Genomic DNA, 14,073 nt, shown 5'->3' with positions numbered 1-14,073 from the left:
GCAGTTGAATACAAACTTATGCAAACTGGATTAACGATATTATTGATGGTCGTCATAGGGGCTGTGATAGGAGGACTTACCAATTCACTTGCCATCATGATGCTTTTTAGGCCCTACAAGCCGCTGTATCTTGGTAAACGCCAAATCCCCTTTACCCCTGGATTGATTCCCAAACGCAGAAGCGAACTCGCAGAGCAGATGGGCAAAATAGTTGTAAACCACTTGCTGACGCCAGAGAGCATCAAGAGGAAATTCGTTAATGGCGATTTCCAGAAAGAAGCTGAAAATCTGGCGAAGAAGGAAATTGCCCGTCTTTTGAATACAGAGAAAACGCCTGCTGAGCTCCTTGGCAAGCTCGGTTTTGAAGATGGCAAAGCGAAGGCAGAAGAGCAGCTTGATGCTTTCATTGAAAAGAAATACGAAACGCTGATGGATAAATACCGCCATAAGCCAATAAAAGAGGTATTGGCCCCTGAGCTCCTAGCCAAGGCGGAATCCCGCATCCCTGTTATCAGTGACTATATAGCACAGAAGGGTGAAGATTATTTTTCAAGCATTGAAGGAAAAATGAGAATCCAGCGTCTTGTTGATGATTTTGTCAAGGGACGGAGCGGGGTGCTTGGAAATATGCTTCAGATGGTTATGGGCAATGTCAATCTTGCTGACAAAATCCAGCCTGAAATCATTAAGTTCCTAAGAAGTGAAGGCACAAAGGATATGATTGCAGCCCTTCTTCAAAAAGAATGGATGAAGGTGCTTGACTGGGAAGCGGCAAGAATCGAAGAACAGTTCGAACGGAAAAATATCATAAAATCGATCAAGCTGTATGTGCGCAAAATCATCAAAGCAGATGATCTGATGGATACCCCGCTCAGCAAGCTGGCAGAGCCTTTCACAGAGACGCTTGTCGAGAAAGCTGTGCCGGGATTGGTAGGCATGGCCGGAGAGTGGCTTTCAAACAGGATGGACATCATTATGGAAAGGCTGCACCTTGCAGACATCATCAAGCAGCAGGTCGAAAGCTTCTCAGTGGAAAGGCTGGAGGAGATGGTGCTGTCCATCAGCCGGAGAGAGCTGAAGATGATCACTTACCTTGGGGCGCTCCTTGGCGGAATAATCGGTCTCCTGCAGGGCTTCCTGGTTTTATTCATCTGAGGACTATAAAGTGGCTTCCTCGCATTCTGATTTATAGTTTGTTATAGTGGAGTGGATTGTTCAAACCGAAAAGGAGTTGTTAGGCAAAATGGCAGTAAACTTACACGATTCAGCGTATGAACTTGAGAAAGCAATTCGTCAGAGCGATGAATATACGAATTTGAAAAAAATCTATGATGAAGTCAATTCTGATGAATCTGCAAGAACCATGTTCGAAAACTTCCGCAACATCCAAATGGAGCTTCAGCAGAAACAGATGTCCGGCCAGGAAATCTCTCAGGAAGAAGTGGAGCAGGCCCAAAAAACGGTAGCACTCGTGCAGCAGCATGAAACCATTTCTAAACTGATGGAAGCAGAACAGCGCATGAGCATGGCCATCACTGAACTTAACCAAATCATCATGAAGCCTTTGGAAGAGCTTTACGGCTCAATGGAAAACAACTAGGCTGATATTCAAAGGGGCGCCCATGGCGCTCCTTTTTCAATAGATAAGAAAGTCTATCTTTTCAATTTCTGATAACTGTCTAGCAGCTGCGCCTACCCCCTCGAGGTCACAAGTCAATCCCGCCAAGAAGGCAAAAAACGCTTTTCGGCAGGATCGTCTTGAGGCCCCCAGGTTGGGGGTCATGCAGACGCTGCGACAAGACGTGGCGTTTGGCTGAGTCGCAAATATATTGAGAAACTCGCAAATAAAATCGGAAAGTCGCAAATAAACCGGAAAAGTCGCAAATAAGAGCAGCGGACTTGTTTTTAAAGAGTTGCTCATAAAAGCTGAAAGTTGCTAATATACTGGAAAAGTTGCTAATAAAATGAAAAAGTTGCTAATAAAAGCTGAAAGTTGCTAATAAAATGAAAAACTTGCTAATAACCCCAAAATGAAGCTGCGAATGAACACGTAAGGCTGCACATCAACCAAAAAACCCGCAAATAAACGCCCGAATTCCTTCTGCAAACACAAAAACAGGACCTCCAGCCGGGGGTCCTGTTCAATATCACATAGAAATGTTCACTTCTGATGGCATTTCTTCTTTGTCTGCTGATTTTTTCCATGAAGGATATAATAAATCCTAAGTCCGATCAGCGCCAAGGGAATCATTTTGCTCATGCTCATCATATCAATATCAGCACTTTGGAATCTGTTTTTCAACAATTAAATTTTACCGGCGAGCGGCGTTTATATCTCCCTCAGCATCGGATACATTATAAATAGAGGAAAACGATAGGAGGGATGACAAGATGAAGAAGGCTATTTTCCTGGACAGGGATGGTGTATTGAATGAGGTTCTTTCCCACCGGGTTAAGTTTGTCAACAAACCGGAGCAGCTGTATTTGCTCGAGGGGGCTGCCGAGGCGGTGGCTTTATTCAATGAAGCAGGCTATGAAGTATTCGGTGTGACCAACCAGGGCGGCGTCGGGCTGGGATTCATGAAGGAAAAAGATCTCCATAGAGTCCATGAACGGCTCCAGAAGCTTGTCAGGGAAAAGGGCGGCCATATCACAGAAGTCGCTTATTGCCCGCATAAACCAAAGGCAGGCTGTGAGTGCCGGAAGCCGAATGCGGGGATGATACTGGAGCTGGCGGAAAGATATGATATCAATCTGTCAGAAAGCTATATGGTGGGAGACCATGAGCGTGATATCGAAGCAGGGATCAAGGCCGGGTGCAAAACGGCTTTCATCGGTCCTGGCCCGACCAAAGCAGATATCCAGGCAGATACTTTATGGGAGGCAGCAAAGCCGATTCTTGAAATGCAGTAGAAAAGCCGCCTGGATAAGCGGCTTTTCTTGGAGTATAGTAGAATGCTTCGATCACTGTCCAGCTTCGGCGGCTAGAGCCTCGAGTCATAAGCCACGCCAGAATTAAAGGCAAAAAACGCCTTTTATTCTGGCGCGTCTTATGCTTGTCGGCTCTGGGCAAGCCGCCTCCGCTTCTCTACCTGCCGCCAAGCTGCTGTTCAGCCATCTGCACAAGACGCTTGGTGATTTCTCCGCCGACAGAGCCGTTTGCTCTTGAAGTTGTTTCTGCTCCAAGGTTTACTCCGAACTCAGACGCGATTTCCTGTTTCATTTGCTGAACAGCTGCTTCAAAACCTGGTACAAGTAATTGATTGGAATTATTGCTTCTTGCCATGTTGAGTCATCTCCTTGGTGTAATTTTATTGTTTGGAACATTTATAGTTTAAGTTCTTGCAAAGCAATTATTCATAGAGGCAACTGGTAATTAATGGCTTTAAAGGGCGGGGTGTTTCCTGCTATACTTTTCTTAACGATATTTGTGGATTTAGGGAGGCGCTGCCATTATGTCTAAAAGAGTAATCCTGGCCGGGGGAAGCGGTTTTCTTGGGGAAAGCCTGACTAATTTTCTGCTTGGGCGCGGCTATGAAGTCACCGTTCTTTCCAGGGGAAAAGAAGGCTTTAAGGATGGGGCGGAATTTATCCGCTGGGATGGGAAAAATATGGATGCACGCTGGGTGGACCGGATTGACGGAAGCTGTGCAGTTGTTAATTTTACCGGAAAGAGCGTCAACTGCATTTATACTGAAAAAAATAAACGGGAGATCATTGAGTCCAGGCTTGATTCTGTGAGAGTGCTGAAGGAAGCTGTATTGAAAGCAGAACAGCCTCCGCAGGTGTTCGTGCAGGCGGGTTCACTGGCCATTTTTGGGGATACCGAGGAAGTATGTGATGAAGAGTCGCCTCTTGCTGATGGTTTTTCGCCGGAAGTGTGCAAGCTTTGGGAAGGTGAGTTTTTCTCGGGGGACAGGCTTCCCCATACAAGGCAGGTTCTCTTGAGGATCGGGTTTGCGCTTGGCAGGGATGGAGGCGCACTGGAACCATTGGTAAAGCTTGCCCGGATGGGACTTGGAGGCACGATCGGCTCCGGGAGGCAGTATATCAGCTGGCTTCATATAGACGATTTGAACTCTATGTTTCTAAATGCGATCGAAGACCCGGAGTACAGCGGGGTGTATAATGCCACAGGGCCGCATCCAGTGAGAAATAAAGAGTTCATGCAAACTCTCCGCAAGGTTCTGAACAAAGGCTGGTCGCCCCCTGCTCCGTCTCCTTTCGTAAAGGCCGGCGCCTATCTCTTTATGCGGGCAGAGCCTGAACTCGCCCTGACCGGAAGGAATTGTGTGCCGAAACGGCTGCTGGACAATGGATTTGCCTTTCAATATACCGATCTGGAAAAAGCACTTCGAGACCTGGTTTAAGCGAGGAATCCCGCTTTGAGGGGCTGGACATTTCTTTCCCTGGCCCTGTTCTATTCCTGCTCTCCTTTTCATAAAAGTGAATAAGGACAGAATTACATCGAGAATAGGGGGCAATGGGATGATATATAAGCTTCTTGCTTTAAACATAGAGGGCACGCTGCTTCAGTCCAATGGGAAACTGCACAGATCAACAAGGGAAGCGATTGATTATGTACAGCAGAAAGGAATTTATGTCACGCTCGTTACGTCAAGAAGTTTTCCTTCTGCAAAAAAAGTGGCAAAAGCACTGAAGATCAATTCTTATCTGGTAACGCACAGGGGTGCATTCATCGGCAATACTGTCAAAATGCCGATCTTTTCAAAAAAACTGCCGGAAACGATTACGTATGAGATTGTCAGGCTGCTTGAAGGATTCCCTTGCCAGATCAGGCTGCTGCATGAGCAATTCTCACTCGCGAATAAAACAAAGCTCAACCATAATATACTTGCGAAAACCGTATTCACGGCCGGGGATCCCATCTTTTATTCACAGCAGTTTGTTGAATCGGTCAGTGATATCCTTCTTGATGATCCGGCTTCGGTTCCGAAAATCGAGGTGTTCTTTGAATCCAAGAAGGATCTTGAAGACGCTCAAAAGGCAATCTCAAATATGTATTCTGAGGCTGACACCGTCAGGCTGAGCGACCAGAGGCTCGATATCGTCCCTGCAGGGATTTCCAAGCTGAGCGGCCTGCTCCATATCGGCAACCAGCTTGGGGTGGACTTAAGCGAAATGGTCGTCATCGGCGACGGAATCGACGATGTGGACATGGTAAAGGCAGCAGGCCTCGGCGTTGCCATGGGCAATGCCCCGGCAGAATTGAAGCTTGCGGCCGACTGGCTGACCAGATCCAATAATGAAAACGGGGTCGCCTATATGGTAAAAGAACACTTCCGCAAACAGCACCCTATCGAATTCCTCAAAAAAATGAATCTGCTGAAATGAAAGAGGGTGACAGGCACCTATACCAGTGAAGGCTGCTGGTATAGGTGCCTGTCACTATTTGAACCTGTTGACCTCCCCTCCCCCTTTTTGTACACTTATGGGAGGTTTTTGTTTTTATGTTGAGATTCTTTTAGACCACAAAAAAAAAGGTGATGAATGTGCGTATTTATATAGAAGGGCTGGATCATGAGAGATTTGACCGCCCGATGGGCAATATAGCAAACCTCTTTTTCGAAGAATGTGAAGTGAGCAGGAAGCCGGTTGGGGATGAGGACCTCCATATTGCGTTTAAAGTGGAAGTTGATGAAATGGTGAAAGTACGGGCCGTCCTGAGTGACCGAAGCGGAAATAGCGAAGAAGCTTCCTATGAGAAAGAGCTTGAGGGATGGAGTACGGAAAAAGAGTATTTCAGACAGCTGATCAAGGCTGTTTCCCGCGTGTATTTGATGGTGCTCCAGGATTATACCGGCATCACACAAAAGTGGGGAATTCTCACAGGTGTACGGCCCACCAAGCTCCTGCACCGCCATGTCCAGAAGGGGACACCTCTGGCGGAAGCCCATCGCCAGCTGAAAGAGGAGTATCTGATCACCGATGAAAAGATCGAGCTGATGCAGAAGATCGTGGACCGCCAGCTGGCCGTCATCCCTGACTTATATGAGCTGAAGAAGGAAGTAAGCATCTATATCGGCATTCCTTTCTGCCCAACGAAATGTGCATATTGCACGTTCCCGGCATATGCGATCAATGGCCGCCAGGGCTCTGTCGATTCTTTCCTGGGCGGGCTCCATTATGAAATGCGCGAGGTCGGCAAATGGCTGAAGGAAAACGGGATCAAGATTACGACCGTATACTACGGCGGAGGAACACCAACAAGCATTACTGCCGAGGAAATGGATATGCTTTATGAGGAAATGTACGAATCCTTCCCGGATGTAAAAGATATCAGGGAAATCACGGTGGAAGCAGGCCGACCGGATACGATTACCCCTGAAAAGCTTGAGGTTCTGAAAAAGTGGAACATCGACCGTATCAGCATCAATCCTCAGTCTTACATCCAGGAAACGCTTAAAGCGATCGGCCGCCATCATACCGTAGAAGAGACGATTGATAAGTTCCACCTGGCCCGCGGCATGGGCATGAACAATATCAATATGGACCTGATCATCGGCCTTCCAGGCGAAGAAGTCCCTGAGTTCCAGCACACACTGGATGAAACAGAAAAGCTGATGCCGGAGTCCTTGACGGTCCATACGCTTTCATTTAAAAGGGCGTCTGAAATGACCCGGAATAAACAGCGGTATAAAGTAGCAGACAGAGATGAAATCGTGCGGATGATGGATCTTGCAGAAGAATGGACAGAAAAGCATGACTATGCGCCGTATTATCTGTACCGTCAGAAAAACATCCTTGGCAATCTTGAAAATGTCGGCTATGCCCTGAAAAACCAGGAAAGCCTTTATAATATCATGATCATGGAAGAGCAGCAGACGATCATCGGTCTTGGCTGCGGGGCATCAAGCAAATTTGTGCACCCTGTGACAGGCACGATCTCCCAGCTCGCTAATCCAAAGGATCCAAAATCCTATAATGACAGCTTTAAGCATTATACCGAAGAGAAAATCAAGATTCTTGAAGATCTGTTCAGCAGGGAGCAAGCCTGAGCTGGACACTGAATGGCAGGTGCCCCGGCTCCTGTCATTTGTTTGTTCTCCTGGATTATATGCCTTTGAACTTGCGGCATATTTGTGAAAAAGAGAGGGAAAGCATATAATGGAAAAAGGCGATTCTCTTCTGAGAGTCGTTTTTTATTGGCTGCGCCAAGCGCCGTTCCAATTGACACAATCTATACACAAAGCAAGCCTGGGCAAGGCTTATTCTTGATTTGAATTATAGTAAAATAAGCATATGGCGCCAGATCATCGATCCGTTTGAGGAGTGAATATAATGAAGACAGCAGTGGTAATCGGCGGAGGCATCACCGGGCTTTCTGCCATGTATTATCTGCAAAAGCTGAAGCGGGAAAAGAATCTGCCGCTTAACCTGATACTCGCAGAAAAAGGCGGGGAACTGGGAGGCAAGATTGCGACTGTAAAAAGAGGCGAATATATCATGGAAACAGGGGCGGATTCGGTTGTTGCCCGAAATGAAAGCATCCTCCAGTTGCTGGACGAGCTGAAGCTGCATGAAGAAGTGGTCTACAATGCAACCGGCACATCCTATCTATATTCGAAAAACCGGCTGGTGAAAATCCCCGAAGACACTGTTTTCGGCATCCCGACAAGTGTGCAGTCATTATTCAGCAGCCCGCTGATTTCCTTTAAAGGAAAAGTGCGTGCCCTGAAGGACCTTGTCAGCAAAAATAAGGAATTCACAAAGGACAGCTCAATCGGCCTTTTCCTTGAAAGCTTTCTGGGCAGGGAGCTGGTCGAATACCAGGTTTCTCCTGTTCTGTCAGGCGTCTATTCAGGGAAGCTGAACGAGCTGACGATGGCCACGACGCTTCCTTACCTGCTTGAATATAAAAATAAATACGGCAGCATTATCCGCGGGCTGTCCGAAAATAAAAAGAAGTTTCAATCCTCCGGCAGCAAGAAGTTCATTTCCTTTAAAGGCGGACTATCTGTCCTCATCGACAGGCTGGAGGAAGCATTGACAGAAGCTGAAATTCTTAAAGGGGCGGCGGTCGAAAAAATAGAGAAACATGGCGGGCAATACACGATTGCTTTTTCCAACAGGGAAAGCATTACCGCAGACTATGTGATCCTGAGCACTCCCCATGATGCAGCCGAAAAGCTGCTTCGGGATGACCGCTTGGATCCTGCATTTGCCGAGCTGAAGAACTCTTCTCTCACAAGCATCTATCTTGGTTTCGATATCCCTGACAGCGAGCTGCCCGCAGATGGCACAGGCTTCATTGTTTCTGAAGGAAGCGATCTTAAGTGCAATGCCTGCACATGGACGAGCCGAAAGTGGAGTCACACTTCAGAGAGGCACCAGCTTCTGCTCCGGCTTTTCTACAAAAGCTCCAATCCAAATTATGCATACCTGAACGGGCTGGACAGGGACGGGTTTGTAGAAGAAGCATTGAATGATGTGAAAAAGAGCCTCGGTATTTCTGCACAGCCGGCCATGGTGGAAGTGACACGCTGGAATAATCTAATGCCGAACTATTCGCTCAAGCATGGGGAAGCTGTGGAATCGCTCACTGACAGCCTGACAGAACATTATCCTAATGTCCTAATCGCCGGCTGTTCTTATTATGGTGTAGGCATTGCTGCCTGCATCGCCAACGGCCAGAAAACCGCTGAAATGATTGCGGAAAAAATATAGTAAGAGAGAGGCGGCTTTCCATAAGGAGGCCGCCTGAATTTTAGTGTTAGATGACAGAAATTTCTGTTAAAATAAAGGAGATTCAGGAAGTATAGAGAATGTTATAGGCAGAAGGAATCATAAGCTTTAAATAATTATGTAAGCGTTTACTATGGGGAGGTAGATTATATTGATGATGCAGACGCCTTTAACGATGACGCAAATGATTAAAAGAGCAGAAAAGTATTTTCCGAAGAAAGAAGTAGTATCTAGAACAGGCTCAGGCTTTCACCGTTTCACTTACAGGCAAATCGCCGAAAGGACGAAGAAGCTGGCAGCAGCCCTTGAATCAATCGGGGTGGAAAGGGGCGATAAGGTCGGTACCCTGGCCTGGAACCACCACCGGCATCTAGAGGCCTATTTTGCTATTCCCTGCAGCGGCGCTGTGCTGCATACCATCAATATCAGACTCTCCCCACAGCATATTTCCTATATTATCAATCATGCAGAAGACAAAGTATTACTGATAGATCCTGATATTGTCCCGCTCATCGAGAAATGCCAGCAGGAGCTGTCTACGGTGAAGGCCTATATCATCATGGGGGATGAAGGCCAGCTGCCGGAAACCACGCTTTCCCCGGTTTATCATTACGAAGAGTTTCTTGAAACAGGCAGAAGCGATTATGAGTATCCTGATGACCTTGATGAGAACAGCCCGGCCGGAATGTGCTATACCTCTGCGACGACCGGTAATCCGAAAGGGGTCATCTATTCCCACAGGGGCATTGTCCTGCACAGCATGGCATTGGGGATGGCAGACAGTGCAGCAGTAAGCGAGAAGGATATTGCCATGCCTGTTGTGCCGATGTTCCATGTCAATGCATGGGGACTTCCGTTCGCGGCCGTGTGGTTCGGAACCTCGCTTGTCATGCCTGGACCATATTTCACGCCAAAGCTTTTGGCAGAACTGGTACAAAGTGAAAAAGTAACCATCACAGCCGGCGTGCCGACCATCTGGCTTGGACTGCTGAAGGAGCTTGATGAGAATGAATATGACATGTCAAGCCTCAGATCTATTCTTTGCGGGGGATCTGCAGCGCCGAAAGGCATGATTAAAGCATTTGAGCAAAAGCATAAGATTCCGTTCATGCATGCATATGGCATGACAGAAACAAGCCCGCTTGTGGTGATTTCAACCTTAAAGAGCTATCAGGAGGATTTGTCTGTTGAAGAAAAGCTTGATATCAAAGCGAAGCAGGGAATCCTTGTTCCAGGGCTGGAAATGAAGGCAGTCGGAAAAGACGGTGAGGTCAAATGGGACGGCAAGGAAATGGGGGAGCTTGCGATCCGCGGACCGTGGATTGCCTCGGAATATTATAAAGATGACCGGACTGACGAAGCCTTCAAGGATGGCTGGCTTTATACAGGGGACGTGGTCACCCTTGATGAAGAAGGCTTTATGAAGATCGTCGACAGGACAAAGGACCTGATCAAAAGCGGCGGTGAATGGATCAGCTCGGTTGATCTTGAAAATGCTTTGATGGCACACGAAGCCGTTTTTGAAGCGGCTGTTGTAGCAGTCCCGCATGAACAATGGCAGGAACGGCCTGTGGCCTGTGTGGTGCTGAAAGACAGCCATAAAGGTTTGGATAAACAGGAGCTCTATGATTTCCTTCAGCCTCAGTTTGCAAAATGGTGGCTGCCTGATGAAATCTTATTCATGGAGGAAATCCCGAAAACGTCTGTAGGAAAATTCCTTAAAATGGCCCTGCGGGATCAAGTCCAGCAGCAGCTGGCCGCAAATTAGAGGAAGCAAGGCAGAGTGAACCACCTCTGCCTTTTCTTACGGCTAAATATGACAATATTTCAAATTATTCGATAAAAACTTTATAATGGTTCCGCCTATCTTTATAATAGAGATAACTATGACCAAGGAGGCTGCGGATATGGCAATAGAATGCAATACAGAAACTGTGAAGGTATCCATCAAAAACAGGGTGGCAGTGGTTGAGATGAACAGGCCGGAATCCCTGAACGCACTGGATGAGGAAATGATCAGAGGACTGGCTGCAAACCTGAAGCAGATCAGTACAGATGAAAATGTCGACATCGTCGTGCTTAAAGGAAGCGGAAGAGCCTTTTCCTCCGGCGGCGATATTAAAACGATGCTTTCGTCCACAAATGAAAGCGATTTCTACACAGTGATGGACTGCATCAGCGATCTTGTCATCACACTCTATACCATGCCGAAGCTGACAATCAGCTCTGTGACTGGGGCAGCCGCCGGGCTTGGATTCAGCCTGGCGCTGGCTACAGACTATATATTGGCCGACAAATCAAGCAAGCTTGCCATGAACTTTATCGGCATCGGGCTGATTCCTGATGGAGGCTCGCATTTCTTCCTTGAGCGCAAGCTTGGTGAGGATAAAGCAAAGCATCTGATCTGGGAAGGAAAAGCAATGCCGGCCGAAGAGGCCTTTCAGAATGGCCTCATCCATGAAATTGCTGTTGGCAATATTGAAGAAGCCCTTAACGCAAAAATTGAAAATTGGCTTTCAAAGCCCGTGTCTGCCATGATCAAGACCAAAAAGATCCTCGCAGAAAAAAATCGGCCGCAGCTTCTTAAAATGCTTGAGCTTGAAAAACATGGACAATACAAAATGCGCAGCACAGAAGATCATCAGGAAGGCATTAAAGCTTTCATAGAAAAAAGAAAGCCGGTATTTAAAGGAAAATAAGCTGCAGTCTGATTCTGGAATTAATAAAACTGTTCAGGTTCCTAAAAATAAGAGCCGGACAAAAGGGGATGCTCCTTTCGTCCGGCTCTTATTATTTTGATGTGCCGCAGGCGCCTTTAGCCTGGGTTCCTTAACCTGGTCAAGTACCTTCCGCTTCCTATGGATGAAATAATAACAGTTTCCCAAGCGGGGAGGTGCAGCGGTGGGTTTTGCCGCTGAGTCCTTTTTCGTTTAGAAGGTTTCCGCCGATTTCTTTCGCTTCGTCGTCGCTGCCGGCCTGGAAGCTTTCATCAAGGATTTTTTCTCCATCATTTTCGAAGGCTGTGAGTTTATAGGTTTTCATATGTCTTCTCCTTTTATTAAAAATTCTGATAGTTACTATTATTCTTGCATAATTTCTGTTTTTCTGCAAAGAGATTTTTCCTGTATTTTGAACCTTTTTTAAGGCTGAATCGTATAAGGTATAGAGAAGGAGGAGTTACGATGGTACTTGAGCTTGAACATGTGACAAAAAGATTTGGAAAGTTCACGGCGGTGGATGATCTGTCCCTGACCATCCCGGAAAAGGAAATGTTCGGATTTCTGGGGGCAAATGGTGCAGGTAAAACAACAACATTCCGGATGGTGCTCGGCCTGCTGGAGCCGACAAGCGGGCGCATTTCCTGGGACGGGAACACAATTGATTACTCGACAAGCCCAATCATAGGCTATCTCCCGGAAGAGCGCGGCCTTTATCCGAAGCTGAAGGTCAGGGATCAGGTTGTATACCTGGCAAGGCTGAGAGGGATGAAGAAGCCGGATATTCTGAAAGAGCTGGACTATTGGCTTAATAGGTTCAAGGTGCCGGAATACGCAAACAAAAAGGTGGAGGAACTTTCCAAGGGGAATCAGCAGAAGATCCAGTTTATTGCCAGCGTTATACATAAACCCAAGCTATTAATCCTTGATGAGCCTTTCAGCGGATTGGATCCGGTAAATGTTGAGCTATTGAAAAGCGCTGTGCTTGAACTAAAGGAGAAAGGCACGACCATTGTGTTTTCCAGCCACCGGATGGAGCATGTGGAGGAAATGTGCGAGCATTTATGCATCATGCATAAGGGACGCCCTGTTGTCCACGGAGCACTTAAGGAAATTAAAAGGGCGTTCGGGCGGAAGAACCTTGTGATCCATGCGGACTTCAAACTGGATTTCTTAAGCGGATTCCCTGGAGTGGAAAAGGTAAAGCAGACTGCGGAGGGCGTGCATCTGCAGATTGAAGGGGAAAAGGCTGCGGAGGCAATTTTAAAAGAAATTGCCGGCAGGGGATTTGTCAGGAAGTTTGTTCTTGAGGAGCCTTCGCTGAACGATATTTTCATAGAAAAGGTGGGTGCTTCTTATGAATAATTTCTGGATTATCCTATTCCACACATACTGGAGCAAACTGAAGACGAAATCATTCATTATTACAACGATTGTCACGCTGCTGCTGATCATCGGCCTTACAAATATGCAGCAGATCATTGAAACGTTCGACAGTGGAGATGATGAGGTAAAGGTGGCTGTAATCGATGAAACAGGGAATCTCCTGAATCCTCTCCAGCAGCAGCTGAATACAGCAGGCAGCACCCTGAAGCTTGAAGAGTTCAGCGGTTCGGCAGACGATGGCGAGGCAAAAGTGAAGGATGGCGATTATGCAGGGCTGCTTACTCTCTCAGCCGATTCCGAAGAGCTTCCTGCTGCCGAATACAAATCCCTCAGCCTGGCGGATACATCGGTATCAGGTGAGTTGGAGGGAGCCCTTCAGCAGGTAAAGACCGGGATCGCAGCCTCAAAAATCAATCTTTCTGAGGCTGAGCTTGCCAGTCTCTATGAGCCTGTCCAGTTCCAAAGGGATGCGCTGGAGGAGAATGCCAAAACAGAAGAAGAGCTGACACAGGCAAGGGGCCTTGTTTATGTGCTGCTGTTCATCATCTATTTTGCTGTCATCATGTATTCAAGCATGATTGCGATGGAAGTAGCTACGGAAAAATCTTCGCGTGTGATGGAAATCCTGATTTCAAGCGTTTCACCCATCAAGCAGATGTTCGCCAAAATTCTCGGGATCGCCTTGCTTAGCCTGACGCAGCTGTCGGTGCTGCTGCTGGTAGGCTACTTTTTCGTCAAGCGGAATCTTGAGTCGATGCAGGGAGGCTTCTTTGAATTCTTCGGATTCGGCGATATTCCGGCAGCCACTATCATGTATGCTGTAGTGTTCTTTATTCTCGGCTATCTCCTGTATGCCACACTTGCAGCTTTCCTGGGCTCGCTTGTCAGCAGGATCGAGGATGTCCAGCAGATGATCATGCCGATGACCATGCTCGTTGTAGCCGGCTTTATGATCGCGATCATCGGGCTGTCACAGCCGGAAAAAGCATTTGTGACCATCAGCTCCTATATCCCGTTCTTTACCCCGATGCTGATGTTCATGAGAGTAGGAATGCTCACCCTGCCGGTCTGGGAGCCGATAGCGGGGATTGGGATCCTGGTTGTGTCCATCCTGCTGCTCTCAATATTTGGAGCAAGGGTATACAAGGGCGGAGTGCTCATGTACGGAAAATCCAATTCCTTCAAGGATATAAAAAAAGCTTTGCAGCTGTCTAAAAATAAATAGGCGGTCAATCAGCCCTGGCAAGCTTAATGAATAATTTCC

At 47.1% G+C, this 14,073-nt stretch carries 13 protein-coding genes; 11 read left to right on the top strand and 2 right to left on the bottom strand.

Annotation, left to right across the window (positions count from 1 at the left end; all coding sequences use genetic code 11):
• The first annotated feature begins 18 nt into the window (after positions 1–18).
• From CYJ37_RS18525 to CYJ37_RS18515, 3 genes are all read left to right on the top strand, one after another.
• Positions 19–1,155: a DUF445 domain-containing protein gene (locus tag CYJ37_RS18525; protein WP_035403132.1), complete on the top strand. Its 1,137-nt coding sequence runs from the start codon at positions 19–21 to the stop codon at positions 1,153–1,155.
• Between the two features lie 88 nt (positions 1,156–1,243).
• A complete protein-coding gene (locus tag CYJ37_RS18520) occupies positions 1,244–1,600 on the top strand; it encodes a YlbF family regulator (protein WP_009795160.1) in 357 nt (118 codons plus the stop codon).
• Positions 1,601–2,391: 791 nt separating this feature from the next.
• Positions 2,392–2,913: a D-glycero-alpha-D-manno-heptose-1,7-bisphosphate 7-phosphatase gene (locus CYJ37_RS18515; protein WP_009795162.1), complete on the top strand. Its 522-nt coding sequence runs from the start codon at positions 2,392–2,394 to the stop codon at positions 2,911–2,913.
• A gap of 175 nt (positions 2,914–3,088) precedes the next feature.
• On the opposite strand, the gene CYJ37_RS18510 is transcribed toward CYJ37_RS18515, so the two are convergent.
• The gene (locus CYJ37_RS18510) at positions 3,089–3,286 is read right to left on the bottom strand and encodes an alpha/beta-type small acid-soluble spore protein (protein WP_101550997.1); all 198 of its coding nucleotides are present in this window, start codon (positions 3,284–3,286) and stop codon (positions 3,089–3,091) included.
• Between the two features lie 169 nt (positions 3,287–3,455).
• Between CYJ37_RS18510 and CYJ37_RS18505 the strand changes: the two genes are divergently transcribed.
• From CYJ37_RS18505 to CYJ37_RS18480, 6 genes are all read left to right on the top strand, one after another.
• Positions 3,456–4,370: a TIGR01777 family oxidoreductase gene (locus tag CYJ37_RS18505; protein WP_101550995.1), complete on the top strand. Its 915-nt coding sequence runs from the start codon at positions 3,456–3,458 to the stop codon at positions 4,368–4,370.
• Positions 4,371–4,488: 118 nt separating this feature from the next.
• Complete coding sequence (locus CYJ37_RS18500; protein ID WP_101550994.1) at positions 4,489–5,355, top strand: Cof-type HAD-IIB family hydrolase; 867 nt, start codon at positions 4,489–4,491, stop codon at positions 5,353–5,355.
• 158 nt (positions 5,356–5,513) lie between these two features.
• On the top strand, positions 5,514–7,019 hold the full coding sequence (locus CYJ37_RS18495) for a coproporphyrinogen III oxidase (RefSeq protein ID WP_022543559.1): 1,506 nt from the start codon (positions 5,514–5,516) through the stop codon (positions 7,017–7,019).
• A 283-nt stretch (positions 7,020–7,302) separates the two neighbouring features.
• Entirely contained in the window at positions 7,303–8,688 is a 1,386-nt protein-coding gene (locus tag CYJ37_RS18490; RefSeq protein WP_101550992.1) for a protoporphyrinogen oxidase, read from the top strand.
• A gap of 172 nt (positions 8,689–8,860) precedes the next feature.
• Entirely contained in the window at positions 8,861–10,474 is a 1,614-nt protein-coding gene (locus CYJ37_RS18485; RefSeq protein WP_180827381.1) for a long-chain fatty acid--CoA ligase, read from the top strand.
• Between the two features lie 139 nt (positions 10,475–10,613).
• Positions 10,614–11,405 carry an enoyl-CoA hydratase gene (locus CYJ37_RS18480; RefSeq protein WP_022543562.1) on the top strand — a complete coding sequence of 264 codons (792 nt, stop codon included), beginning with the start codon at positions 10,614–10,616 and terminating at the stop codon, positions 11,403–11,405.
• Positions 11,406–11,562: 157 nt separating this feature from the next.
• Here the strand turns inward: CYJ37_RS18480 and CYJ37_RS18475 are convergent, their stop codons facing one another.
• Positions 11,563–11,748: a YhzD family protein gene (locus tag CYJ37_RS18475; protein WP_009793931.1), complete on the bottom strand. Its 186-nt coding sequence runs from the start codon at positions 11,746–11,748 to the stop codon at positions 11,563–11,565.
• Positions 11,749–11,888: 140 nt separating this feature from the next.
• Here CYJ37_RS18475 and CYJ37_RS18470 point away from each other — a divergent pair, with 140 nt between their 5' ends.
• Together CYJ37_RS18470 and CYJ37_RS18465 are read left to right on the top strand one after the other, a co-directional pair.
• The gene (locus CYJ37_RS18470) at positions 11,889–12,788 is read left to right on the top strand and encodes an ABC transporter ATP-binding protein (RefSeq protein WP_009793930.1); all 900 of its coding nucleotides are present in this window, start codon (positions 11,889–11,891) and stop codon (positions 12,786–12,788) included.
• Positions 12,781–14,034 (top strand): ABC transporter permease, encoded by a 1,254-nt coding sequence (locus tag CYJ37_RS18465; protein WP_101550988.1) that lies wholly within the window; start codon positions 12,781–12,783, stop codon positions 14,032–14,034. Before CYJ37_RS18470 ends, CYJ37_RS18465 begins: the two co-directional genes overlap by 8 nt.
• The last annotated feature ends 39 nt before the right edge of the window (positions 14,035–14,073 follow it).

Origin of the sequence: Bacillus sp. UMB0728, assembly GCF_002858875.1 — a bacterium.
GTDB lineage: Bacteria > Bacillota > Bacilli > Bacillales > Cytobacillaceae > Bacillus_AB > Bacillus_AB infantis.
This window is presented reverse-complemented; position numbering and strand designations above follow the sequence as displayed.

What these genes read in the sequence shown, in the direction of transcription:
- CYJ37_RS18500 (WP_101550994.1), top strand. Translation starts at nt 4,489, where the DNA reads ATGATATATAAGCTTCTTGCTTTAAACATAGAGGGCACGCTGCTTCAG.
- CYJ37_RS18515 (WP_009795162.1), top strand. Translation starts at nt 2,392, where the DNA reads ATGAAGAAGGCTATTTTCCTGGACAGGGATGGTGTATTGAATGAGGTT.
- CYJ37_RS18490 (WP_101550992.1), top strand. Translation starts at nt 7,303, where the DNA reads ATGAAGACAGCAGTGGTAATCGGCGGAGGCATCACCGGGCTTTCTGCC.
- CYJ37_RS18510 (WP_101550997.1), bottom strand. Translation starts at nt 3,286, where the DNA reads ATGGCAAGAAGCAATAATTCCAATCAATTACTTGTACCAGGTTTTGAA.
- CYJ37_RS18520 (WP_009795160.1), top strand. Translation starts at nt 1,244, where the DNA reads ATGGCAGTAAACTTACACGATTCAGCGTATGAACTTGAGAAAGCAATT.
- CYJ37_RS18480 (WP_022543562.1), top strand. Translation starts at nt 10,614, where the DNA reads ATGGCAATAGAATGCAATACAGAAACTGTGAAGGTATCCATCAAAAAC.
- CYJ37_RS18525 (WP_035403132.1), top strand. Translation starts at nt 19, where the DNA reads ATGCAAACTGGATTAACGATATTATTGATGGTCGTCATAGGGGCTGTG.
- CYJ37_RS18505 (WP_101550995.1), top strand. Translation starts at nt 3,456, where the DNA reads ATGTCTAAAAGAGTAATCCTGGCCGGGGGAAGCGGTTTTCTTGGGGAA.
- CYJ37_RS18470 (WP_009793930.1), top strand. Translation starts at nt 11,889, where the DNA reads ATGGTACTTGAGCTTGAACATGTGACAAAAAGATTTGGAAAGTTCACG.
- CYJ37_RS18465 (WP_101550988.1), top strand. Translation starts at nt 12,781, where the DNA reads ATGAATAATTTCTGGATTATCCTATTCCACACATACTGGAGCAAACTG.
- CYJ37_RS18485 (WP_180827381.1), top strand. Translation starts at nt 8,861, where the DNA reads ATGATGCAGACGCCTTTAACGATGACGCAAATGATTAAAAGAGCAGAA.
- CYJ37_RS18475 (WP_009793931.1), bottom strand. Translation starts at nt 11,748, where the DNA reads ATGAAAACCTATAAACTCACAGCCTTCGAAAATGATGGAGAAAAAATC.